The organism is Sulfitobacter sp. HGT1, assembly GCF_013282155.1.
Classification (GTDB): domain Bacteria; phylum Pseudomonadota; class Alphaproteobacteria; order Rhodobacterales; family Rhodobacteraceae; genus Sulfitobacter.
The window spans coordinates 269,208-293,482 of record NZ_BLWI01000008.1; the positions used below are offsets into that span (position 1 = coordinate 269,208).

Consider the following 24,275-nt stretch of genomic DNA (forward strand, 5'->3'; position numbering starts at 1 on the left):
CCGATTAACGCCCTCTTGGCGCGCAAAGCGTCGCAGCTAGGCCGCCGCTTTGCGCCAATCCTCAAGTGCAGGGTTATCTGCGGCCTCGATCACCGCCAAAGACAGGGCCGCATCGCCCCCCGTAGCAGCCACCTGCACCGAATCGTGGCGCAGCGCGTTGATCGACCGGATATTGCCCACCACCTGCGGCACCTGCGCAATGGTTCGCACGATAGAGCGTTGGAATTCCTGGGTTTTCACCTGATGCCGCGCCCCGAAATAGAACGATACGATCACCCCCAACAACCACCAAAGCGGCTCTGGCACCAATGCGATCCCCTGCATACGGGCCGCAAACCAGATCGGGTCGACCATGGCCGCCACGAATAACCCAAGCGTGCCAAGCGCAAGCGCAGGGCGTGGTACCCGGTTCAACCCGTCCATAAACCGGTCAAACCCGCCTTTGCGTTCAATCGCGAATTCGGCGGCATATTGCGCCATCGCCTGATCTTGCGCCTCGGCAGAGCGTTGCGCGCCTTTTTCGGCGTTTTCGCGAAAAACTTCGACCGTGTCGCGCACCATCGCCCCGCCATTGCCAAACACCAACCCAACGACCTTGTCGATCAACCCCATGATGCTGTCCTTTCGCTGAATGCCGATTGGCTTAGGTGGTATTTCGGGGCGATAAATGCCTCCGCGCGCGTGATCCAGCCGCCTTTGCCGCCTGCCCGCGTGCGCGCATATTTGCGGCTTGCAGGTCGCCGATCCGCCAGTGTGAAATAGTAATTCCGCCGGGCAATGCCGTAAGCATCCACCAATTCCTGCGGGGCTTTGGCATAGGCGTCCTGGGCTACCGCATGGCTTTGCGCCCCCAGCACGCCGTCGACGGCGATATCGTACCCCATGCTGCGCAAAAGCCGCTGCAAGATCTTCACCGCATTGCTGCCTGCGTTAACATACATATCGAAAACGCTTGGGTGCAGCGCATCGGGCAGCCCTCCGATCAAAGGCGCGTGGAAATAATGCCGGATGAATATATTAACCGCGTCGGATTGGCTCAGGCTGCGCAGATCGCGTTGATCGACCACACCGTCGTGGTTCAGGTCGATCCCCAATCGCCGCATCGTGTGGATCGTAACGCCAAAATTTGTCGCCCCGCCCGGATCATCGGGATCATTCACAAACCCGCCTTCACGGGCCACGATGTCCCTCGCGATGTCTTTGACAGAATACATTGAACGGCCCCCTTGCACATTTCACTGCGACAAGGGTGCTGGGTCATTCGTTAACTTAGGGAAAGCGGCCCGTTCGGTCCTAGCTTTCAGGCTCGACGTAAACACCTTGCGCCTTGAGGGCGTCAACGACCTCTTTTGGCATGTATGTCTCGTCATGTTTGGCAAGGATTTCAGTCGCTTCGAACACGCCGTTGATGTAGCGCCCTGTGCCGACCATCCCTTGGTTTTCCTCGAACAAGTCGGGCAAAACACCGGTATAGGTGGCCGGAATAACCGCCCCGCCATCGGTCACGGAAAAGCGGATTGTCTCTCCGTCACCGCGCACAAGCGACCCTTCGGCCACCAGCCCGCCAATGCGAAACACCTCGTTCGGGCCGGGCGGTTCCGCGATCACCTGACTGGGGGCGCGGAAAAAGTTGATCCCGTCGCGCATCGCGTAACCGATCAATGCGGTGGACAGCACCAATGCCACCACCGCCACTGCGATCACCTGAATTCGACGCTGCTTTTTAAGACTTTTCATCGGACCTCAAGGGAATAGCGGAGCCATCATCAGCCCCTCTGTCTCTTCAATACCTAACATGAGATTGGCATTTTGCAACGCCTGCCCGCTTGACCCTTTGGTCAGGTTATCAAGTGCTGCAATCACAATCGTGCGCCCTTCGATCCGGTCTGCAACAACACCGATGTGGCAAAAGTTCGATCCGCGAATGTGGCGCGTGCTGGGGGCCTCGCCCATCGGCAATACCTCGATGAACGGCTCGTCTGCATAGGAAGCCATGAACGTATCGTGAATGACCTGCGCATCGCCTTTGACATACACGGTCGCCAGAATGCCGCGGTTGGCGGGAATCAAATGCGGGGTGAACTGCACTTTGACCGGGCGGCCCGCGATGGCCGAAAACTCCTGATCAAACTCGCCCAGATGCCGGTGCGTACCGCCGACGGAATAGGCGTGGTACCCTTCGGACAATTCGGCATGCAGCAGGTTTTCCTTGAGCGACCGACCCGCACCGGAAACGGCGCATTTCAGATCAAGGATGATATCATCCAGATCAATCACACCCTTTTCGATCAGGGGACGCAGCGCAAACTGCCCTGTCGCCGCATTACAGCCCGTACCCGCGACCAAACGCGCGGTCTTGATCTCGTCGCGGTAGAATTCGGTCAGCCCGTAAACCGCCTCTTTCTGCTGTTCCAATGCGGCATGGGGGTTGCCGTACCACTTGGTATATTCTTCGGGGTCGCGGAGCCGGAAATCGGCAGACAGGTCCACGATTTTCAGGTCCTTGGGCAGCGCCGCGATCACTTCCTGACTGGTCTTGTGCGGCAGCGCGCAAAAGCACAGATCGATGTCCGAGAAATCAATATCCTCGATCAAAACAAGCGCCGGAAGATCCAGATGGCGCAGATGTGGAAACACCTCGGCCATGGTCTGACCCGCCTTAGAGTTCGCGCCCAAGGCCTTGATTTGCATCGAAGAATGGTTGGCGATCAACCGGATCAGTTCAGCGCCGGTATAGCCGGAGGCACCAAGAATAGCGATGTTATACATTGTGTCGGGTTCCGTTCGGAAAAATATCAAAGGGTCGTTAGGCGGCTTGAAAAGTCAACGGTCGTCGCAAGAACTGCGTCGCCCTGCTGCTGACTTTCTTGGGGTCGCCCGTGGTCAGAAATGCCGCCTCGCCGGTGCCCATCATATTGGGATGGCGTTTCAGATAATCACCCAGACTGCGCGCCACCAGATTGGCCTGACTGAACACTTTTACATCCGGTCCAAGCGCATCCTGAAAGGTTTCCAGCATCAACGGATAGTGGGTGCAGCCCAGGATCGCGGCCTGCGGCTTTGGCATTTTGCGCTGCAAGGCGTCCACGTGGCTGCGCACCAGCGCTTCGGCAAGGATGAAATCACCGTCCTCGATCGCGTCCACCACACCCCCGCAGGCCTGCGCCTCCACATCGACGCCAATCGCGCGGAACGCAAGTTCACGTTGAAACGCGCGGCTGGCCACGGTGGCAGGCGTCGCAAACAACGCCACATGTTTCAGATCGACTTCGCGCGGGGGTGAATTATCGCCCCACTCGCGTTCGGTCATCGCCTCGATCAAGGGCACGAACACCCCCAAAACGCGCTTGTCGGCTGGCACCCAGGATTCCTGCATGCGCCGCAATGCGGCCGCCGATGCCGTGTTGCAGGCCAAGATCACCAGATCGCAACCCGCGTCAAACAGCCGTTGGGTCGCGGCGACGGTCAGATTGTAAATGTCATCGGCAGTGCGCACGCCATAGGGCGCATGGGCGCTGTCGGCCAAATAGACGAAATCAACGTCAGGCAACTGCTTTTGCACTGCATCCCAGACGGTCAACCCGCCAAGGCCCGAATCGAAAATACCAACTGCCATATTCTTTTGCCGTCACCTGTCGGCGCGATGCCGATCTTCAAATTCAAAGCCCAGATCAAAGGTCTTGGCCGGGTCTGGTGACAACTCATACGTGGCTTTGCGCAGGAAATCCATCATCGCTTTTGCGTCTTTTGCCAAAGGGTTCAGCACATTCCTGCCGATCGGCTCCCCGATCACCACGCGCACCGGCGTATCGACACGTTTGCGGAATTCCTTGATCAGCAGACCCAAGCGCAAACTGCTGTGCAAATGGCTGGCAATCTGGAACAGACGGCTGGTGTGACCGTCGAAATAGATCGGCACAACAGTGGCTTGCGACTTGCCGATCATCCGCGCGGTAAAACTGCGCCAACCGGGGTCCATCGGCTTGGAAAACGGCCGCGCGCCGGTGCTGACCGTGCCACCGGGAAAGACGCCGATTGCGCCGCCCTGCCCCAGATAATCAAGCGCGGTCTTGCGTGTGTGCAGGTTCAGCGCCAGCGCCGCCTTGTCCGCGTCAAAGCTGATCGGCAACAGGTGCCGGTTTAAATCAGGCGCACGGTTAAACACCGAATGCGCCATGATTTTAAAGTCACCCCGCGTGCGTGACATGATATGGCCCAGCATCAGCCCGTCCAGAATACCATACGGGTGGTTTGCCAAGAATATCACAGGCCCCGTGGCGGGAATGCTGTCCAGACTGCCACCCACCACGTCAAGGCTCAGCCCATAGCGCTGCACCATCACGTCAAAAAAGCACCCGCCGGCGGCCATGTCCTGCTCGTACCCCGACGCCCGCTTGATCAGCCCCAACCGGCCCGTCGAATTCTCGATCAACCGGATGAAGGCACGGCCCGGCTTGCTGCGCACCGAATGGGCATAGCTGATTTCGCGGGCAAAAAACGGTTTTGGCTGGCCCATTTCAGGATCCCTCTTGGATGACGGTCTTGCCATTTGCCGTTTTCATGACAAGCGCATGACAGCCAGCCCCTATTCTGCGGCTTTTGACGTCGTTGTGCCTCCTGCGCGGATCACGGCCAGCAGTTCCTCGCGACGTTTGGCTGCTTTTGCCTCGTTCGCCTGCTTGACGGGGCCAAAGCCGCGAATTTGCAAGGGAAGCTCGGCCAGCGCAATGATCGCCTCGCGGGTCTGGTCGGTCAGTTTGGGCAACACGTCTTTCATGTCGGCCTCGTACTGCTTGATCAGCGCCCGCTCCATCCGGCGTTCCTCGGTCCGGCCAAAGGGATCAAACGGTGTGCCGCGCAAAACCTTGAGCCGTTTGAGCACCGACAACGGCGTTTCCAGCCATTCGCCAAAGGCGCGTTTCATCGGGCGTCCATCCGCGCCGGTTTTCGACAGCATCGGCGGGGCAAGGTTAAAGGTGATCTTCGGGGCACCGTCAAATTCGGCATCCACCTTGGCCCGCGTCGATTTGAGCAACCGCGCAACCTCGTATTCATCCTTGTAAGACAACAGCTTGTGATAGCCCAAGGCCACCGCTTCCTTGAGCGCCTTGTCGGTGATCGGCTCCAGCATTCTGCCATAGCGTTTGGCCAGCCCCTTGCCCTGATAATCTGTCAGGTGGTTCATCCGGAAGGCGATTTTCTCGTCCAGCGTTTTTGGCATTTGCACCACATTGGGCGTGATGACCTGCGCGGCCTCGGCAGGATAAAGCACGGCCCAACGGCCCAGCTCGAACGCTTTGAGGTTGCGTTCAACCGCCGCCCCATTCAGCCGGATCGCGTCTTGAAGCGCCTCAAGCGACAGAGGGATAAGCCCCTTTTGCCACGCCGCACCAAAGATCATCATGTTGGAATAGATCGAATCCCCCAGCGTCGCCTTGGCCAGATCCGACGCATCAAACAGCGCCACATCGTCTTTCAACCGCGCCTCAAGCGCGAGGGTCAGGCGGTCGTAGGGCATCTTGAATTCCGTATCACGGGTGAAATCGCCCGTGATGATCTGATGCGAGTTCACCACAGCGCCTGTGCGCCCCGTGCGGGTCAGACCCAGCGTTTTGGTGCCCGCAGACACCACCAGATCGCCCCCGATCAGCGCATCCGCTTCGCCGGTCGCCACGCGAATGGCGCTGATATCTTCGGGGCGGTTGGCCAGACGGCAATGGATGTGCACCGCACCGCCCTTTTGCGCCAGCCCCGCCATTTCCATCATCCCAGCGCCTTTGCCGTCAATCTGCGCGGCCTGCGCCAGCACGGCACCGATGGTCACAACGCCCGTGCCGCCAACGCCCGTGATCACCACGTTGAACGTGCCATCAATGGCAGGCAGCGCAGGCATCGGGAGATCGGGTATTTTGACTTCGGTTGTCGGGTCTTTGCGGATTTTAGCGCCTTCAAGCGTTACGAAAGACGGGCAAAACCCTTTGACGCAGGAAAAATCCTTGTTGCAGGACGATTGATCAATCATCCGCTTGCGCCCCAGTTCCGTCTCTGCCGGAACGATGGATACGCAGTTGGATTGCACCCCGCAATCACCACAGCCTTCGCAGACATCGGTGTTGATGAACACGCGCTTGTCGGGGTCGGGAAACAGCCCGCGCTTGCGACGGCGGCGTTTTTCGGCAGCACAGGTCTGGATATAGACGATGGCACTGACGCCTTTGTGCTTGGTGAAATTCTGCTGAACCGTTTGCAGCTCGGCACGCTCGAACATTGGCACACCCTTAAAGGCCGCCGGGTCCACGTCTTCTTTCTCGTCGTAAACCACAGCGATGTTCTTGACCCCCATCGCGCCCAGCTCTGCCACGATGCGCGGTGCATCCAGATCGCCTTCGTTATGCTGGCCGCCGGTCATGGCAACTGCATCATTATACAGGATTTTATAGGTAATGTTGGTCTTGGCCGCGACGGCAGCGCGGATCGCCTGAATGCCCGAGTGGTTATAGGTCCCATCCCCGAGGTTCTGGAACACATGGTCACGGGTCGAGAAATGCGATTCACCGATCCAGTTCGCGCCCTCGCCCCCCATGTGCGTGTAACCGGTGGTCTCGCGGTCCATCCACTGCACCATGTAATGGCACCCGATCCCCGCATAGGCGCGGCTGCCTTCGGGCAGTTTGGTCGACGAATTATGCGGACAACCCGAACAGAAATACGGGATACGCGCGGCGATATCTTCGGCATTGTCGGCACGGCGCGCCGTGTCCAGCGCTTCCATCCCGGCCTTGATACCATCAGTGTTGCGGCCTTCCTCGATCAGGATATTGCCCAGCTTTTCGGCGATCCAGATCGGGTCAAGGGCCGCACGGGTCGGGAACAGCTCTTCGCCATGCTCCATCCCGGCACCACCCCCCTTGTGCCAGCCATAGACCCGGCGGTGCGTGTCCGAGAACAGGGCCTCTTTGATCTGGATCTCGATCAGCTTGCGCTTTTCTTCGACCACAACAACCAGATCCAGCCCCTCGGCCCATTTGTGAAAGCCCTTCATATCCAGCGGAAAGGTCTGCCCGACCTTGTACAACGTGATGCCCAGCCGTTCGGCCTCGTTCTCGTCGATGTTCAGCAGGCTCATGGCGTGCAGCAGGTCCAGCCAGTTCTTGCCCGCCGCCACAAAGCCGATCTTGGCACCGGGCTTGCCCCACATGCGCTTGTCGATCTTGTTGGCATGTGAAAACGCCTCGGCGGCAAAGCGTTTGTGGTCGATCATCCGCGATTCCTGCAGATGCGGCGTATCAACCAGCCGGATGTTCAACCCACCCTCGGGCATGTCAAAATCAGGCGTGACCAACTGCATCCGGTGCGGATCACCATTCACGACCGATGTCGCCTCGACCGTGTCTTTCATCGTCTTCAGGCCAACCCAAAGCCCTGAAAACCGCGACAACGCCCAGCCATAGATGCCGTAATCCATAATCTCTTGCACACCGGCAGGGCTGACGATGGGCATATAGGCATCCATCATCGCCCATTCGGACTGGTGCAGCACGGTCGAGGATTCGCCGGTGTGGTCATCCCCCATCGCCATTAGCACGCCGCCATGCTTGGACGACCCCGCCATATTGGCGTGGCGCATCACATCGCCCGACCGGTCAACCCCCGGCCCCTTGCCGTACCACAGGCCAAAGACACCGTCGTATTTTCCCTCGCCGCGCAATTCGGCCTGTTGCGTGCCCCACAGGGCGGTCGCGGCCAGATCTTCGTTCAACCCGGCTTCGAACAACACGTCATATTCCGCCAAAGGCTTGGCCGCGCGTTCCATCTGCAAATCAACGGCACCCAGCGGCGATCCGCGATAGCCGGTCACATAGCCCGCGGTGTTCAGCCCGGCGGCGCGGTCGCGCGCCTTTTGCATCATCATCATACGCACCAACGCTTGCGTACCGTTCAGCAAAACGGGGGACTTTTCCAAGTCAAACCGATCATTCAAAGAAATCTTTTGCGTACCCATGGCGCGTCCTCCCCTACGTGCGATTGATGCATAAGGATCAATCTAGGTCATAAACGCTGACCTGTCTAGCGTTGTGTTTCCGTCCACCAACCGGGCAACCTGACGAAAAAATAGACATACGTCACAGGATGTTTATCCTTTGGATATAATGTTGCAGCGCAGCATGGCGTAGGGTTGTTTTTAGTATGCATTTAGCGCAAACACAGTGATCTTCAGGAAAAGATCATCCTTATAAAGGAAGTCCTCATGGATTGGGACAAGCTTAGAATTTTTCATGCTGTCGCGGATGCCGGCAGCCTGACCCATGCCGGCGAAAAGCTGAACCTGTCCCAATCCGCCGTCAGCCGGCAGATTCGCGGGCTTGAGGAACAGCTGAACACCAATCTTTTCCACCGACATGCGCGCGGGCTGATTCTGACCGAACAGGGCGAATTGCTTTTTGATGCCACCGCCGCGATGAGCAAACGGCTCGATACCGCCGCCGCACGGATTCGCGACAGCGAAGAAGAAGTGTTTGGCGAATTGCGTGTCACCACCACCACCGGCTTTGGCACCCTATGGCTCGCCCCGCGCCTGCCAAAGCTTTACGAGAAATATCCCGACCTCAAGGTGGACCTGATGTTGGAAGAACGGGTTCTGGACCTGCCCATGCGCGAGGCAGATGTCGCCATTCGCATGAAGGAACCGTCGCAGGCCGATCTGGTTCGCAAGAAGCTGATGATGATCAAGATGTGCCTTTATGCGTCGCCCGCCTATCTGGCCGAACACGGCACGCCCCAGCGGCTGGAGGATATGTCCGACCACCGGCTGATCTGCCAGAACACCGACAGCGATCAGGTGAATGCCGGTTTGCAGCTGGTCCAGCAGTTGATGATGTATGATGTGCGTTCGATGCTGACCGTAAACAACTATTTCGGCGTGTTGCAGGGCGTGATCCACAATTTGGGCATCGGCGTCTTGCCCGATTACCTGATCGAAGACTTCCCCGACCTTGTTCAGGTGCTGCCTGATATTGAGTCGGCTGACGTGCCGGTGTTCCTCGCCTACCCCGAAGAATTGCGCGCCTCCAAGCGGGTTGCCGCCTTCAAGGACTTTGTCCAGGACGAGATTATCACCCACCGCAAACACCTGCGGCACCGCAAAAACGCCTAGCCATGCATTTTTCGCATAGCGGTCATGCCGAAATAATTCAAGTTCAGCCTTGATCCGAGCACAACCGCCGCCTAATTGGGCGGTATGGAGACAGACGCCTTCGGGCTGTCACTTCATACCTCCCTGTTGGACTTGGCCGAGCTTTATGCTCGGCCTTTTTTTTGCCAGCCCGCCAACTGCGCCTTTACGTGCTGCCTTTGGCCTTTTCCCCGCGCCAGCCTTACTCTAAGAGTACCGCCATATCTGCCAGGGGGATATCCGCACCATGACCGAACCAGCCATCACGCCAGACCTTATCGCCAGCCACGGGATCAATGACGACGAATACAAACGTCTTCTTGATATCATCGGGCGCGAACCCACCTTTACCGAGCTTGGGATCTTCTCGGCCATGTGGAACGAACATTGTTCCTATAAGTCGTCCAAGAAATGGCTGCGCACCTTGCCCACCGAAGGACCGCAGGTCATTTGCGGCCCCGGCGAAAACGCGGGCATCGTTGATATCGGTGACGGCCAGGCGCTGGTCTTCAAGATGGAAAGCCACAACCACCCGTCGTATATCGAACCCTATCAGGGTGCGGCGACCGGCGTTGGCGGCATTTTGCGCGATGTCTTTACAATGGGTGCCCGTCCCATCGCAGCCATGAACTCGCTCAGCTTCGGGTCGCCCGATCACCACAAGACGCGCCAGCTGGTGCACGGTGTGGTCGCGGGCGTTGGCGGCTACGGCAACTGCTTTGGCGTGCCGACCGTCGGCGGCGAAGTCCGCTTTGACACGGCCTATGACGGCAACTGCCTTGTGAACGCATTCGCCGCCGGTCTGGCCGACACAGACAAGATTTTCTACTCCGCAGCCTCGGGCGTCGGGATGCCTGTTGTGTATCTTGGTGCGAAAACCGGCCGCGACGGTGTTGGCGGTGCCACAATGGCATCGGCCGAATTTGACGACACAATCGAAGACAAACGCCCCACAGTGCAGGTCGGTGACCCCTTCACCGAAAAGCGCCTGATGGAAGCCACGCTTGAACTCATGGCCACCGGTGCCGTGATCTCTATCCAGGATATGGGGGCTGCGGGCCTGACCTGTTCCGCCGTGGAAATGGGCGACAAGGGCAACCTTGGTGTGCGTCTGGACCTTGAAAAGGTGCCAACCCGCGAACTCAACATGACCGCCTACGAAATGATGCTGTCCGAATCCCAAGAACGCATGCTGATGGTTCTGCGCCCCGAGCTTGAGGCCGAAGCCAAAGCCGTGTTCGACAAATGGGACCTTGATTTCGCCATCGTCGGTGAAACAATCGCCGAGGACCGCTTCTTGATCGTGCACAACGGCGAGGTCAAAGCCGACCTGCCGCTGAAAGCGCTGTCAGGCAATGCCCCCGAATATGACCGCCCCTGGGTCGAAACCCCTGCCGCCGAACCCCTGTCGGATGTGCCCGGTGTTGACCCGATCGACGGCTTGCGCGCGTTGGTGGCCAGCCCGAACTATGCTTCCAAAGCGTGGGTTTACGAACAATACGACACCATGGTCATGGGCGACAGCGCCCGTACCCCCGGTCTGGGCTCAGGCATTGTGCGGGTGCATGGCACCGACAAGGCCATCGCCTTTACCTCGGATGTGACGCCGCGCTATGTCAAAGCCAACCCCTTCGAGGGGGGCAAACAGGCCGTCGCCGAAGCCTATCGCAACCTGTGCGCCGTTGGTGCCCTGCCCTTGGCGACAACCGACAACATGAACTTTGGCAACCCCGAAAAGCCCGAGATCATGGGCCAGTTCGTCTGCGCGATCAAAGGCATCAGCGAAGCAGTATCGGCGCTGGACATGCCCATCGTGTCGGGCAACGTGTCGCTGTATAACGAAACCGACGGCAAAGGCATTCTGCCCACCCCCACCATCGGCGCTGTGGGTCTGCTGAACCATATCGACGACATCATCGGCAAAGACGTCCGGGAAGGCCATGTGGCGCTGGTTCTGGGCGCGACAGAGGGCCATCTGGGTCAATCTGCCCTGCTGCTTGAAGTGTTCAACCGCCGCGATGGCGATGCGCCAAGCGTCGATCTGGCAGCCGAAAAAGCCCATGGCGAATTTATCCGCAACAACCGCGCGATGATCAAAGCCTGTACCGATCTGTCCGACGGGGGCCTTGCCCTGGCCGCCTTCGAAATGGCGGATGCAGCGGGTGTTGGCGTTTCGCTCGACTCGGCCGACACGCAAACCTTGTTTGGCGAAGATCAGGCGCGCTATCTGATTGCGTGCAACTTTGATCAAGCCGAAGCGTTGATGATTGCAGCCTCCCAAGCCGGGCTGCATCTGGAAAGTGTCGGCAAATTCGGCGGCGATCAGGTCACCCTTGGGGGCGTCACCGCACCGCTGGCCGAACTGAGCGCGACGTATCGCAACACCTTTGCCGAGACCTTTGCCTAATTCAGATAGCCAAGTATTTTAAAACGCCAAAGCCCCGTCAGACATCTGTTTGGCGGGGCTTTTTCATGGGTGATTTTTCATGAGTGATGGCGTCAGGACTTCGGGGGTTCCAGCATCCCCATCAGCCGTGCTTTTTCGCCCATATCATCGGGGCGGGAAATCACCTGCGCCAGTTCTTCCAAAGACGCGATTGAATGACCGGCGCGAAAGCTGTCCACATGGGGCAACATCGCGCGGATGCCTGCGGCCTTGGGCGCGAAACCGTCCCACCGCAACAGTGGATTAAGCCAGATCAACCGCCGCGCCGTCAGGTGCAGCCGCTGCATCTGACGCGCCAGATCGTCGGGATTGTCGCGGTCCAGCCCGTCGGTGATCAGCAATACAACAGCGCCCTGCCCCATGACCCGCCGCGACCAGTCACGGTTGAACGCCTCGATACAGGCCCCGATGCGCGTGCCGCCTTCCCAGTCCTGCGCCTGCGCGCCAGCAGCCTTGAGCGCCGCATCCACATCGCGGGTCGCCAGATGGCGGGTAATGTTGGTCAACTGGGTGCCAAAGGTAAAGGCGTGGACGCGTGCCCACCCCGCCCCCTTGGCATTGCTCACCGCATGCAGGAAATGCAGCACAACGCGGGAATACTGGCTCATCGAGCCCGAGATGTCGCAAAGCACAACCAGATTGGGGTACCGCGGGCGCGGCTTTTTGAGCGTAAGTTTATGCATTTCACCACCGCGCCGCAGGGCCGCGCGCATGGATTTTTGAACATCAATGCGCCCGTTCGGCGATGTCATGCTGCGCCGCGAGGGCATGGGTTTCACCGGCAGAGTCAGCCGCGCCAGCATCCGCTTGGCTTGCGCCATCTCGGCAAGGCTCATTTGTTCGAAATCAAGACTGCGCAGACGTTCCTGCGACGACATGGTCAGGCTTGCATCGACCTCGATCAATGTTTCCTCGGGCTCTTTCTCCGCACCGTCTTCCTGCTGGGGGGCCTCGGCACCGTCCAATAATGCTTCGGCCGCGCGTTTTTCGGCGGCTTGGGCGGGGCGGTCTTCCTGCACCCCGCGAATGGCGGGCAACATCGCCGCCATCATATGTTCCAGATAGCGCGGATCGCGCCAGTAGAGGCGGAAAAGCTGTGCAAAAACCGGGCGGTGTTCGGGGCGGTTCACGAAACAGGCATGCAGCGTCCAGTAGAAATCGACCTTGTCGGTAAAGCCCGCCGCCTCGACCGCACGAATGGCGTCGATGACCCGCCCCGGCCCGATCGGCAAGCCCGCACGGCGCAAGGCGCGGGCGAAATGGGTGATATTGCCGGCAAGTTTCGGGTTATCGGGGAGTTCAAGATCGGGAAGTTCGGCCATGACTTAGACCCCGGGGGGCTGTCTGCCCCCCGGCCCCCCCGAGGATTTTTTTCCATTTGGAATGAAAAAGGCGGTCATTTGGCCGGGTCCAGACTTGCCTTGGCCTGATCGAGGATGCGCTTCGCCTCGGAGCCGTGGAGTTTGGCAATGTCGTCTTGGTATTTCAAGATCGCGCCAAGCGTGTCGGCGATGACTTGAGGGCTGAGGGTGATGACATCAAGCGCCAGAAGGCATTTCGCCCAGTCGATTGTTTCGGCAACGCCGGGTTTCTTGAACAGGTCTTCGGTGCGCAACTGCTGGACAAAGGCCACCACCTCACGGCTGAGGGCTTCGGAGGCTTCGGGCGCGCGGGCCCTGAGAATTTCCATCTCGCGGTCGAAATCCGGATAATCCACCCAATGATACAGACAACGGCGTTTCAGCGCGTCATGGACCTCGCGGGTGCGGTTGGAGGTCAGGATCACGATGGGCGGTTCGGGGGCTTTGATCGTGCCAAGTTCGGGGATCGTGACCTGAAAATCGCTGAGCGCTTCGAGCAGGAAGGCCTCGAACGGGGCATCGGTGCGGTCAAGTTCGTCGATCAAAAGGATCGGTGCGCCGCGTTCGTCCGGGCGCATTGCCTCGAGCAGCGGGCGTTCAATGAGGAATTCATCGCTGAACAATTCGGTTGTCAGCGCCTTGCGGGATGTATCCCCTGCGGCTTCGGCGGTGCGGATCGCGACCATTTGCGCGGGAAAGTTCCATTCATACACGGCAGAGGACGCATCAAGCCCCTCGTAGCATTGCAGGCGGATCAGTTTGCGGTCCAACCCTGCGGCCAGTGCTTTGGCGATTTCGGTTTTACCGACCCCTGCCTCGCCCTCAAGAAACAGCGGGCGGCCGAGTTTCAGGCTGAGAAACACCACCGTCCCCAAGGCGCGGCCACAAATGTAGCCCTGGCTTTCGAGCATGGTCTGCACGGCGTCAATTGACGATATATCTGTCATGGTGTCCTCTCTTTTGATCACCCAAAGGTGCATCCTGTCGGCTTGCGGTCAAGGGCCAAGCCTGTTTTGGCGGCGCGCATGGCGGATATTGCCCCTACAAATGATGCGTCTTACGGAAAACTGCGCTGCCTTGGGCTTGAAATGCGCAATCATTCTCCGCAATTCTGCCGCATTGGAAGGCTAACTTTCCTTAACGGCGCCTGCGAAATGCGCGAAAAAACCACGATTGAGGACGCAACAATGATCGATGCACCATTCACGATCGAAACGTCGCTGGCCGACCTTCAAAAGGACGACTGGCTGCAAGCCGTGTCGGAAGTGGCTGAGGAAGAAGGGTTTTTTCAAAATCTGGGCGCGAAACATTACGCGATGTTTGTGGAGCGCAAGCCCACCTTGCTGGTCACATTCGAGACGATCAACGGCATGCGTGCCCTGTCGGCGCTCTCGCAACCTCTGGGCTGGGAGATGGTGCGCAACTATGACTGGTCGCATTTGTGCATCGCAAGCGAAGGCGATACCTGGTTTCGCGACCCCGCCGTCTATGCCTGTTTTGACCGCCTGATTGACGACGGGTTTTTTGATGAATTCGAGCGGGTTGTTTTTTACGGCGCAGGCCCGGGTGGCTATGCGGCGGCAGCCTATTCTGTGGCATCGCCCGGGGCGCAGGTGGTTTGCATCCAGCCCCAGGCAACGCTGGACCCGCGGGTCACCGAATGGGACGACCGCTTTACCGAGATGCGCCGCACCGATTTCACGTCACGCTTTGGCTATGCGCCCGATATGCTGGATGCCGCACATGAAGCCTTTATTCTATATGACCCCAAGGTTGTTCTGGACGCCATGCACGCCAGCCTGTTCACCCGTCCCAATGTCACCAAACTGCGCATGCGGCATATGGGGCTGGCCCTGCAAAGCGAACTGCTGCAAATCGACCAGCTGGAATCACTGCTGACCCTTGCCGCCGAAGAGAAACTGAACACCGTCAGTTTTGCGCGGCTTTATCGCGCGCGCCGCGATCACCGCAGCTATTTCAAATCCCTGCTGGTCACGCTGGAGGCGGACGACCGCAAAAAGCTGATTCTGCACCTGTGCCGCTATGTGAACGCGCGCATGCAGGCCCCCCGCTTTGCCCGCAAGCAAAAGCTGATCGAGGCGGAGCTGAGCCTGATCGAAGGGATGAAAAAGCAAAAGGAACTGGAGGCCGAGACCGGAGAGATCAAACCGGTGGCGGACGTGACCGAACCACAAGCCGAGGTGCAAAACGCCCCGGAGGCACCCCAGACGCTCAACAGATCTTCCGAGGCCTCGTAATCGCCCGATCACGGCGGGGGAAATCGCCGCGCCCTCTGGTGCGGATCATGACCCTGTGCTAGCTGATCGGCCATGACACAAACACTGACGCTTCGACGCCCCGATGATTGGCACCTGCACCTGCGTGACGGCGATATGCTGCGCGCTGTGCTGCCCCATACCGCCGCCCATTTCGCCCGCGCGATCATCATGCCGAACCTTGTACCCCCTGTGGTGCGCGGTGCAGATGCCGCCGCCTATCGCGACCGGATATTGGCCGCCCTGCCCGAAGGCGCGGATTTCACGCCCCTGATGACGCTGTATCTGACCGAAGATACCGATCCGGATGATGTGGCCGCGGCCCATGCCAGCGGACTGGTCACTGCCGTAAAGCTCTACCCCGCCGGTGCGACGACCAATTCTGCCAGCGGTGTGTCGGATTTCGACAAGGTGGCCCCTGTGCTGGAACGCATGGCTGAAATCGGTCTGCCCTTGTGTACACATGGCGAAGTGACCGACCCTGCCGTTGATATCTTTGACCGCGAAGCCGTGTTCATCGAGCGCGTGATGGACCCGATCCGCAAACGCCATCAAGGGTTGAAGGTGGTGATGGAACATATCACCACAGCCGATGCCGCCGACTATGTCATGTCGGCTGATGAAAACCTTGGGGCGACAATCACCACCCATCACCTGGTGATCAACCGCAATCATATCCTCGCCGGGGGGATCAAGCCGCATTACTATTGCCTGCCTGTCGCCAAGCGCGAAACCCACCGGCTGGCACTGCGCAAGGCCGCGACATCCGGCGATGCACGGTTCTTTCTAGGGACAGATTCGGCCCCCCATACGGATGCCAACAAATTGCTGCCCTGCGGATGTGCGGGCTGTTTCACCGCGCCCAATACCATGTCGATCCTGGCCGAAGTGTTCGAACAGGACGGCGCGCTGGACCAGCTTGAGCGGTTCACATCGCTGAACGGCCCCGCGTTTTACGGGCTGGCTGCAAATACGCAGACCATGACCCTGACCCGTACGCCAGCCACCTATCCAGACCACATTGACACAGCCGAAGGGCCTGTGACCGTGTTTGACCCGATGATGCCGCTCAATTGGAGCGTCGCGCTAGATTGATCCGCCATTGGCATAGACTTTATGCCTTCGGCGAGGATATTTGAAAGCCAGAGAAGCCTTAGGCCACCCCAGAAGGAAGATACCCAGATGATCCCGACCAGCTTTCCCGATTCGACCGAAATGGCGCGTTTGACGGCGCGGATGCTGCTTGAGATCAAGGCGGTGCATTTCAACGCCGCCGAGCCGTTTACCCTGGCGTCGGGTCTGCCAAGCCCCACCTATATCGATTGTCGCAAGCTGATCAGCTATCCGCGCATTCGTGCCACCTTGATGGATTTTCTGACCGTCACCGTGATGCGCGAGGCGGGGTTCGAGGCGTTTGACAACATCGCGGGCGGTGAAACCGCAGGTATCCCTTTTGCCGCGATGGTCGCGGAACGTATGGCGCTGCCGATGACCTATGTGCGCAAGAAGCCCAAAGGCTACGGGCGCAACGCGCGGATCGAGGGCGAAATGACCGAAGGCCAGCGTGTGTTGCTGGTCGAGGATCTGACCACCGATGGCGGGTCCAAGATCAGCTTTGTCGACGCGATTCGCGAAACCGGGGCCACCTGCGCGCATACGGCAGTGATCTTTTACTACGGGATTTTCCCGCAGACCGAAAAGACCTTGGGTGACCATGGGGTTAGCTTGCACAGCCTGTGCACATGGTGGGATGTCCTGGCCGAAGCGAAAGCGCAAAACGCCTTTGACGCCGAGACCCTGAGCGAGGTTGAGGCGTTTTTGAACGCGCCGAAAGAATGGCAGGACGCGCGGAAAAAACTCTAAAACCACACCCCCTATCTGGTAGTTGGTCTATATTTTTCCACAAAATCCTGTAGTATCCACAAACAGCAGGGTTATCCACAAGTTATACAATTTGCAGGTGCCCCTCTGTCTCGGCTAAGTCCAAGACCGGGGCAGTTGCGCAGTAGGGGTACAAGGCAAATGAATGAGATTTCCAGCATCAACACCAACGATCTGACGGTTCAGGCACCCGAAACCATCCCCCATTCGATCGAGGCAGAACAGCAACTGCTGGGTGCGATCCTGACCAATAACGATATTTACGACCGTGTGGCGTCGATCATCGGCCCCAAGCATTTCTATGATCCTGTACACGCCCGTATCTTCGAAATCGCCAGCGCGCGGATCGCCAAGAACAACCTTGCGTCGCCGGTCACGCTTAAGGCATTTATGGAGGATGACGAAGGTCTGAAAGAATTGGGCGGCCCCGCCTATCTGGTACGCCTTGCCGGTGCCGCGATCAGCGCCTTTGCTGTGCGCGACTATGCGCAGATGATCTATGATCTGGCCGTGCGCCGCGATCTGATCCAGCTGGGGCGCGATATCTCCGCCAAGGCCGCGCAGGTTAACGTGATGTCGGAACCGCGCGAGCAGATCGTCGAAGCCGAACAGCAGCTTTACAAACTGGCAGAGCAAGGCCAGACCGAAAGCGGATTTCAAAGCTTTCTCAAGGCGGTAACGGATGCTGTTAACGTGGCCAACGCGGCCTACCAGCGTGACGGGGGCCTGTCGGGCGTCTCCACCGGTCTGATTGATATGGATAAAAAACTCGGCGGGCTGCACCCGTCAGACCTTTTGATCCTCGCGGGTCGTCCGTCAATGGGGAAAACCTCGCTTGCCACAAACATCGCGTTCAACGTCGCCAAAGCCTATCGTCGTGGCATATTGCATGATGGCACCGAAGGCGCGGTTGAAGGCGGCGTTGTGGGCTTTTACAGCCTCGAGATGAGCGCCGAACAGCTGGCCGCGCGGATCCTGTCGGAAGCGTCGGAAATCCCGTCGCAGCAGATCCGGTCGGGTGACATGACCGAGGCCGAATTCCGGCGTTTTGTGGATGCTGCAAAAGCGCTTGAAGCCTGCCCGCTTTATATCGACGACACGCCTGCCCTGCCGATCAGCCAGCTATCCGCGCGTGCGCGGCGTCTGAAGCGGACGCATGGGTTGGATGTGTTGATCATCGACTATCTCCAGCTGGTGCGCGGCACCGGCAAAAACGAAAACCGCGTGAACGAGATTTCAGAAATCACCATGGGTCTCAAGGCCATCGCCAAAGAGCTTCATATCCCGGTCATCGCCCTGTCGCAGCTGTCGCGTCAGGTGGAAAATCGCGAAGATAAACGCCCGCAGCTGTCGGATTTGCGTGAATCAGGGTCGATCGAACAGGATGCCGACGTGGTCATGTTCGTGTTCCGCGAGGAATATTACAAAGAGCGTGAAAAGCCCGGCGATCACGAGCTGGACAAGATGGCGATCTGGCAAGAAGAGATGGAGCGCCTGCATGGCCGCGCCGAAGTCGTGATCGGCAAGCAGCGGCACGGGCCGATCGGCACCGTGGACCTGAGCTTTGAGGGCAGATTTACCCGCTTTGGCAACCTTGTGAAGCCGTGGCAAAGCAATGATGACGGCGATCAGGAGTTCTGATCGCTACCCTCACCTCAAACGCTGGCAGCACGGGCGATTTCCGCCTCTGACAGATCGTATTTTCCGGCAAACCGGCCCCGCGCTGCCACAAGGCGCGGGTCATCGGGACGCATCCCCAAAGTTCGAATGAATTCAATCCGTTGCTGGTGTTTCAACGCCTCGCGGTCAATTGCTGTGCCCATCGCGCGGTCGATCACCGCGCCGCCGGGGCTGACGTGGAACCATTTGCTGAAATCGCGGAAATGGTGCTGGTTGTGCAGCGTGGTCACATAGCGTTCAACCCGCGTTTTGGGCAGGTTCAAATGCGCGGTCATGTGAAACCATTCATACACCAGAAAGGTCAGCACCCCGCCCACAGGCACTATGGCAATTGCGATCCAAAGGGCATTGGCGCTGCCAAACAGCGTCAGCACCGCCCATACCGCCAGACTGTTAACCAGCAAGATCGGCAAAGCGACCCAGATCGGGACGAAAAACAGCTTGGTATGGGTGGGGAAATCATGATGCCCGTAATGCGCCATATAAAGCAGATCAAACGCCCATTGCCGGCGCGGCGGCGGCAGGTGGAACACATAGCGGTGCAGGTTGTATTCATTCAACATCTGCGCGCCGATCCCCAAGGGGACCAGCGCCCAGATCCAGACCGGGGCAAACATCGCCAATGCGATCACCCCGGCACCGCAGGCCACCGCCATAACGGTCACGGCAGCGTGCGAGAACATGATGCGTAAACGCGTCATCACGGATCCTTTTGCTTTGACTTAATCAGGCGCTTTGACCTCATAGCGCAGTCCTTTGGCGGTGTCCTTGTCGAACCCTTTCCAATAGCTGTGATCGTCCTTGGGGGTACCGTCTTCGTTCATTGACCAGACACCGTCATTGGAATTCTCGAGCAGATCAAGGTAATCGCCGGCCGTCTCGTTCCCCTTGAGGTGCAGATCCATCCAGGCGCTGACGAAATGCTGCGCGATGTTGTTCATGCGCGCCTGATCCCAGACCGGATCAGTGTAATGCCCCGAGACGTTAAAGCCCAACCGTTCGTCATCGCGGTAGGATTCTGCCGGTGCAGGCATGGGGGCCGCCGCATTGTGACCCGCATTTTCAAAGGTCAAAAGACTGCGGTTCGTCGCGCTGGCGTTTTCCCAGATCGCACGCACCCCTTTTTCATAGAGCGATGTCATGTCTTGCGAACCGGCCATGAACAGCATCGGTATCTTGATGCCCTTCAACCCTTCGGCATCCCAAAAGCCGGTGTTCATGCCCCAGGGGCCGATGGCCACGGCGGTTTTGATACGCGGATCGGGCAGCGCGTTATGGGTATCTGACCCTGCCTGATGGATTGCCAGCGTGCCATGCGGCCCGCCCCAGCCATAGCCCACCGATGTTTCGGTCACGCCACCGCCTGCGGTGATCACCGCACCATAGCCGCCCATCGAATAGCCGACGATGCCCGCCGTATCGGCATTGACCAACCCGTTCAGAAACGAGTCCCCCTCGCCCGACAGTCGCGCCATTTCATCCAGCACAAACAGCTGATCCAAGGACCGGTTCACCAACGTCGACCCGAAAGCCGCCTGGGTGCGGTAGGTCGAATCCGTGTGATCGATGGAGGCAACGACATATCCCTTGGACGCGATGTTTTCCGCCAGATGCGACATCAGGAAACGGTTGCCCGGATAGCCATGCGATACGATGACCAGCGGATAGGCCGTGCCTGCCGCAGGCTCTGCATCGCGCATGGCCTGGCCGTTCAAGGTGACTTCGGTGGTCGCATCGCGCAGGAATGCCCTGAACGCGGTGTCACCCGTGGCCCCGTCGGCGGCAGGATACCAGACCTCGACGGTCAGGGGCCGGTCATAGGTCGGAAGGGTCTCGGGCTTGGCCGCTGCCGGATCGATGGACAAAATGTCGACCTGGCCCCCATGAACCAGCTCGATCTGGCGCACGCCAACCTTCATCTCCCCATAGGCCGCCAGCTCTGGCGCATTGGGCAGCTGCGTATCAATCCGGTTTTCCGCCAAGGCCATCGGTGCGGCAAACCCCGCCACCACAGCCAGCACCGGCGCGAATTTATATCTCTGGGTCAACATTGGGTTCTCCTCCCGCTTCTTGCCAGTACCTTGTGCAGCCTGACATTTGTTAGGCATAGGCTACCGAGTTCCGCCCACCTTGCAAGCAAAACGCGAAACTGCCGCAGCGGCACATCCCTTGGCGCAGCTTAACTTGCGCTTTGCCACCGCCCCTAAACCGGAAATTGAAACGCTTTATCCGGGTCACGCACGTTCAGACGCTTGACGCCGCCGCCCATCCGGTCAAAACAAAACCCATGACAACAGCCACACTTACCATCGACCTCACTGCACTGGCGGCCAATTGGCACGCGCTCAACCGCCTGTCCGAAAGCGAAACCGGCGCAGTGGTCAAGGCCAATGCCTACGGTCTGGGCATCGACCGCGTGGCCCCCGTGCTGGCGGCCGAAGGGGCGCGCGAATTCTTTGTCGCCGTCGCCGAGGAAGGCCTCGCCCTGCGCCGTGTGCTGGGCGACGGCCCCCGGATCAATGTGTTCGCAGGTCACATGCCCGGCGATGCAGATATGATCGGTCAGGCCAACCTGACCCCGATGATCAATTCCGTCGACCAGTTGATCGGCCATGTCGAAACCCTGCCCGGCCATCCCTTTGGCATCCAGCTGAACTCTGGCATGAACCGCTTGGGCATGGACCCCGCAGAATGGAGCGCCCTGCGCGACATCGCCCTGTCGCAAAACCCGACAATGATCATTTCGCATCTGGCCTGCGCCGATGAACCCGACCACCCGATGAACCCCGCCCAGCTCGAGGTCTTTCGCGAAATGACCGCCGGCGTCGATGTGCCTTTGTCGCTGGGGGCCACGGGTGGCATCCTGTTGGGCGATGACTACCACTTTGACCTGACGCGCCCGGGCATCGGCCTCTACGGCGGTTTGCCCTTTGTGGATGCGCGTCCCGTCGTGACACTCGACCTGCCGGTCGTCCAAACCCGCGACGTGATCCAAGGCGCATCTGTCGGTTACGCCTGCGGCTGGACAGCAGCGCGGGACTCCAAAATCGCAACCGTATCAGGCGGCTATGCCGACGGGCTGATCCGCGCCTTGGGCAACGGTGCCACACTCACCCACGAGGGGCGCAAGCTGCCGGTGGTCGGTCGCGTCTCAATGGATCTGATCACGGTCGATGTGACCGACCTGGCCGAAATCCCCGGACATCTGCAACTGATCGGACCGCATCAATCCGTTGATACAGTTGCAGGCTTTGCCGGCACGATCGGCTATGAGATCCTGACCTCGCTGGGCGCACGCTATGACCGGGTCTATCTAAAGTAACGTCCTCGCAGCATCGCTGCGCGCCACTCTGATCCGGATCGAAGCCCCCTGTGGGTCTGACTACCCTCATCTCTGGCCTCTTCTCTGGCCTCTTCTCTGGCTCTTAAATATCCTCGCCGAAGGCACCGATCTGCGCCCCGCAGATCGCAAAATCAAATGGCGCAGATGCGCCTTATGTCTTGGAAACCCCATGCTGCGCGCCCTGAACCTGTCTTTGCTCCTCCTTTATCCCATCGCCTGGGCCGCACCGCTTTTGCGCGCAGGGCTGCTTCCGCTGTTCGGCCTGACCGAGATTTCAGTGCTCAGCGGGCTGCAAGCGCTCTGGGCCTCCGACATCTCCCTCGCGCTGGTCGTCACGGTGTTCGCGCTCTTTGCCCCCTATCTGAAAACCCTTGGTCTGGCGCTGGTGCAATTCGACCTGCTCAGCCCGCGCGCCCTGCCCGCGTTGAACTTCATCGGCAAACTCGCCATGGCCGATGTCTTTTTGATCGCGCTTTACATCACCCTCGCCAAAGGCGTGGGCATCGGCCGGATCGAGGTCGCATGGGGCCTGTATCTGTTCACGGCCTGCATTCTGATGTCCCTTTGGATCGGCTGGAAAACACAGGCATCCATGCGCAGATCAGGCTGATCTGCCCCCCCTGCGACCAAGCCACGCGATGCCCCAAACAACGCGTTTTCGAATTGCCTGCGAAAGCCGCATGGTAATCCGTTCTTTTGCTTTGACCTCGCCTGCGCTCTCAGCCAAAAAGGCATATGGCAAAAACTCCCGTCACATTTTCATGCACGTCCTGCGGTGCCAGCTATAACAAGTGGTCCGGCCGCTGTGATGGCTGCGGCGAATGGAACACGATCCAGCAAGACAAAGGCATTTCCGCGGGGCCGCCCAGCAAATCGCTCGGGGCCAAGCGCGGGTCGGCCATGGTACTGACCGATCTGAGCACCAAGGAATCCCCCCCGCCGCGCAGCCAGTCCGGCATTGCCGAACTCGACCGCGTTCTGGGTGGTGGTCTGGTGGCGGCATCGGCCATTCTGGTGGGCGGTGATCCTGGCATCGGCAAATCCACGTTGCTGTTGCAAGCCGCCGCCCATTTTGCCCGCAGCGGGTTGAAAACCATCTATGTCAGCGGCGAAGAAGCCTCTGCACAGGTCCGGATGCGCGCGCAGCGCCTTGGGCTGGCCGATGCGCCGGTCAAACTGGCCGCCGAAACCAACCTGCGCGATATCCTGACCACCCTCGAGGCCGAACGCCCCGATCTGGCAATCATCGATTCGATCCAGACCATGTGGGCCGATAATGTCGAAAGCGCGCCGGGGTCGGTGTCCCAGGTCCGCGCCTCGGCCCATGAACTGACCAGTTTTGCCAAACGCACCGGCGTGTCGGTGATCCTTGTGGGCCATGTCACCAAAGACGGCCAGATCGCCGGCCCCCGTGTTGTCGAACATATGGTCGATACGGTGCTCTATTTCGAAGGTGAACGCGGCCACCAGTTCCGCATCCTGCGGGCTGTGAAAAACCGCTTTGGCCCCGCGGATGAGATCGGCGTCTTCGAGATGACCGGCCAGGGGCTGGCCGAAGTCACCAACCCGTCGGCGCATTTTCTGTCCGAACGTGGCGAACCGGCTGCCGGATCGGTGGTTTTCGCAGGCATCGAAGGCACGCGGCCTGTGTTGTGTGAATTGCAGGCGCTTGTTGCCCCGTCGCCGCATTCGCAGGCGCGGCGCACGGTTGTCGGCTGGGATGGCGGGCGTCTGGCGATGATTCTTGCGGTGCTCGAGGCGCGCTGCGGCATCCCCTTTGCCGGGCTTGATGTCTATCTGAACGTCGCAGGCGGCATGAAGATTTCCGAACCCGCCGCCGATCTGGCCGTGGCCGCCGCCCTGCTGAGCGCGCGCGAAGACGTGGCCCTGCCCGCAGAGACTGTTGTTTTCGGCGAAATAAGCCTGTCAGGTGCCCTCAGACCGGCAACGCAGACCGAAAATAGGTTGAAAGAAGCGCAAAAACTTGGTTTTACCAGCGCCATTGCGCCTGCCGGGGGAAAACCGGTGGGCAAAAACGGCATAACGCTTAATACCATGAGCGATCTAACCGGATTTGTAGGCGAAATTTTCGGGGCTGGCTGACAGCCCCCCCAAG

20 protein-coding genes are annotated in these 24,275 nt (G+C 59.3%); 9 read left to right on the forward strand and 11 right to left on the reverse strand.

What is annotated here, in order from left to right:
* Positions 1 to 36: 36 nt before the first annotated feature.
* The 7 genes from HGT1_RS07550 to HGT1_RS07580 all read right to left on the reverse strand — a co-directional run bounded on the left by HGT1_RS07550 (position 37) and on the right by HGT1_RS07580 (position 8,002).
* Positions 37 to 612, reverse strand: coding sequence for a holin family protein (locus HGT1_RS07550; RefSeq protein WP_176249317.1), 576 nt, complete (start codon positions 610 to 612; stop codon positions 37 to 39).
* Positions 603 to 1,214, reverse strand: coding sequence for a holin-associated N-acetylmuramidase (locus HGT1_RS07555; protein WP_176249318.1), 612 nt, complete (start codon positions 1,212 to 1,214; stop codon positions 603 to 605). The genes HGT1_RS07550 and HGT1_RS07555 overlap by 10 nt, the downstream gene beginning before the upstream one ends.
* Before the next feature lie 79 nt (positions 1,215 to 1,293).
* Positions 1,294 to 1,737: a cytochrome c maturation protein CcmE gene (gene ccmE, locus HGT1_RS07560; RefSeq protein ID WP_176249319.1), complete on the reverse strand. Its 444-nt coding sequence runs from the start codon at positions 1,735 to 1,737 to the stop codon at positions 1,294 to 1,296.
* A 6-nt stretch (positions 1,738 to 1,743) separates the two neighbouring features.
* Entirely contained in the window at positions 1,744 to 2,769 is a 1,026-nt protein-coding gene (gene argC, locus HGT1_RS07565; RefSeq protein WP_176249320.1) for an N-acetyl-gamma-glutamyl-phosphate reductase, read from the reverse strand.
* Between the two features lie 37 nt (positions 2,770 to 2,806).
* Positions 2,807 to 3,616 (reverse strand): glutamate racemase, encoded by an 810-nt coding sequence (locus tag HGT1_RS07570; protein WP_176249321.1) that lies wholly within the window; start codon positions 3,614 to 3,616, stop codon positions 2,807 to 2,809.
* A gap of 12 nt (positions 3,617 to 3,628) precedes the next feature.
* Positions 3,629 to 4,516: a lysophospholipid acyltransferase family protein gene (locus HGT1_RS07575; RefSeq protein WP_176249322.1), complete on the reverse strand. Its 888-nt coding sequence runs from the start codon at positions 4,514 to 4,516 to the stop codon at positions 3,629 to 3,631.
* Between the two features lie 69 nt (positions 4,517 to 4,585).
* On the reverse strand, positions 4,586 to 8,002 hold the full coding sequence (locus HGT1_RS07580) for an indolepyruvate ferredoxin oxidoreductase family protein (RefSeq protein WP_176249323.1): 3,417 nt from the start codon (positions 8,000 to 8,002) through the stop codon (positions 4,586 to 4,588).
* Between the two features lie 246 nt (positions 8,003 to 8,248).
* Between HGT1_RS07580 and HGT1_RS07585 the strand changes: the two genes are divergently transcribed.
* Together HGT1_RS07585 and purL are read left to right on the forward strand one after the other, a co-directional pair.
* Entirely contained in the window at positions 8,249 to 9,154 is a 906-nt protein-coding gene (locus HGT1_RS07585) for a LysR family transcriptional regulator (RefSeq protein WP_176249324.1), read from the forward strand.
* A gap of 265 nt (positions 9,155 to 9,419) precedes the next feature.
* Positions 9,420 to 11,579, forward strand: coding sequence for a phosphoribosylformylglycinamidine synthase subunit PurL (purL, locus tag HGT1_RS07590; RefSeq protein ID WP_176249325.1), 2,160 nt, complete (start codon positions 9,420 to 9,422; stop codon positions 11,577 to 11,579).
* Between the two features lie 92 nt (positions 11,580 to 11,671).
* On the opposite strand, the gene HGT1_RS07595 is transcribed toward purL, so the two are convergent.
* Complete coding sequence (locus tag HGT1_RS07595) at positions 11,672 to 12,940, reverse strand: VWA domain-containing protein (RefSeq protein WP_176249326.1); 1,269 nt, start codon at positions 12,938 to 12,940, stop codon at positions 11,672 to 11,674.
* Between the two features lie 74 nt (positions 12,941 to 13,014).
* The gene (locus HGT1_RS07600; RefSeq protein WP_176249327.1) at positions 13,015 to 13,926 is read right to left on the reverse strand and encodes a MoxR family ATPase; all 912 of its coding nucleotides are present in this window, start codon (positions 13,924 to 13,926) and stop codon (positions 13,015 to 13,017) included.
* Between the two features lie 240 nt (positions 13,927 to 14,166).
* Here HGT1_RS07600 and HGT1_RS07605 point away from each other — a divergent pair, with 240 nt between their 5' ends.
* The 4 genes from HGT1_RS07605 to HGT1_RS07620 all read left to right on the forward strand — a co-directional run bounded on the left by HGT1_RS07605 (position 14,167) and on the right by HGT1_RS07620 (position 18,777).
* Positions 14,167 to 15,237, forward strand: a complete 1,071-nt coding sequence (locus HGT1_RS07605; RefSeq protein WP_255200132.1) for a phosphoadenosine phosphosulfate reductase — start codon at positions 14,167 to 14,169, stop codon at positions 15,235 to 15,237.
* Positions 15,238 to 15,309: 72 nt separating this feature from the next.
* On the forward strand, positions 15,310 to 16,350 hold the full coding sequence (gene pyrC, locus HGT1_RS07610; RefSeq protein ID WP_176249328.1) for a dihydroorotase: 1,041 nt from the start codon (positions 15,310 to 15,312) through the stop codon (positions 16,348 to 16,350).
* An 87-nt stretch (positions 16,351 to 16,437) separates the two neighbouring features.
* Complete coding sequence (locus tag HGT1_RS07615) at positions 16,438 to 17,118, forward strand: orotate phosphoribosyltransferase (RefSeq protein WP_176249329.1); 681 nt, start codon at positions 16,438 to 16,440, stop codon at positions 17,116 to 17,118.
* Between the two features lie 159 nt (positions 17,119 to 17,277).
* On the forward strand, positions 17,278 to 18,777 hold the full coding sequence (locus HGT1_RS07620) for a replicative DNA helicase (protein WP_176249330.1): 1,500 nt from the start codon (positions 17,278 to 17,280) through the stop codon (positions 18,775 to 18,777).
* 14 nt (positions 18,778 to 18,791) lie between these two features.
* Here the strand turns inward: HGT1_RS07620 and HGT1_RS07625 are convergent, their stop codons facing one another.
* Both HGT1_RS07625 and HGT1_RS07630 read right to left on the reverse strand, forming a co-directional pair.
* Entirely contained in the window at positions 18,792 to 19,517 is a 726-nt protein-coding gene (locus HGT1_RS07625) for a sterol desaturase family protein (RefSeq protein WP_176249331.1), read from the reverse strand.
* Between the two features lie 21 nt (positions 19,518 to 19,538).
* A complete protein-coding gene (locus tag HGT1_RS07630) occupies positions 19,539 to 20,867 on the reverse strand; it encodes a dienelactone hydrolase (RefSeq protein ID WP_176249332.1) in 1,329 nt (442 codons plus the stop codon).
* A 236-nt stretch (positions 20,868 to 21,103) separates the two neighbouring features.
* On the opposite strand from HGT1_RS07630, the gene alr reads away from it, so the two are divergent.
* The 3 genes from alr to radA all read left to right on the forward strand — a co-directional run bounded on the left by alr (position 21,104) and on the right by radA (position 24,262).
* Positions 21,104 to 22,138 carry an alanine racemase gene (gene alr, locus HGT1_RS07635; RefSeq protein WP_176249333.1) on the forward strand — a complete coding sequence of 345 codons (1,035 nt, stop codon included), beginning with the start codon at positions 21,104 to 21,106 and terminating at the stop codon, positions 22,136 to 22,138.
* A 190-nt stretch (positions 22,139 to 22,328) separates the two neighbouring features.
* Positions 22,329 to 22,769 carry a paraquat-inducible protein A gene (locus HGT1_RS07640; RefSeq protein ID WP_176249334.1) on the forward strand — a complete coding sequence of 147 codons (441 nt, stop codon included), beginning with the start codon at positions 22,329 to 22,331 and terminating at the stop codon, positions 22,767 to 22,769.
* Between the two features lie 125 nt (positions 22,770 to 22,894).
* The gene (radA, locus tag HGT1_RS07645; protein ID WP_176249335.1) at positions 22,895 to 24,262 is read left to right on the forward strand and encodes a DNA repair protein RadA; all 1,368 of its coding nucleotides are present in this window, start codon (positions 22,895 to 22,897) and stop codon (positions 24,260 to 24,262) included.
* The last annotated feature ends 13 nt before the right edge of the window (positions 24,263 to 24,275 follow it).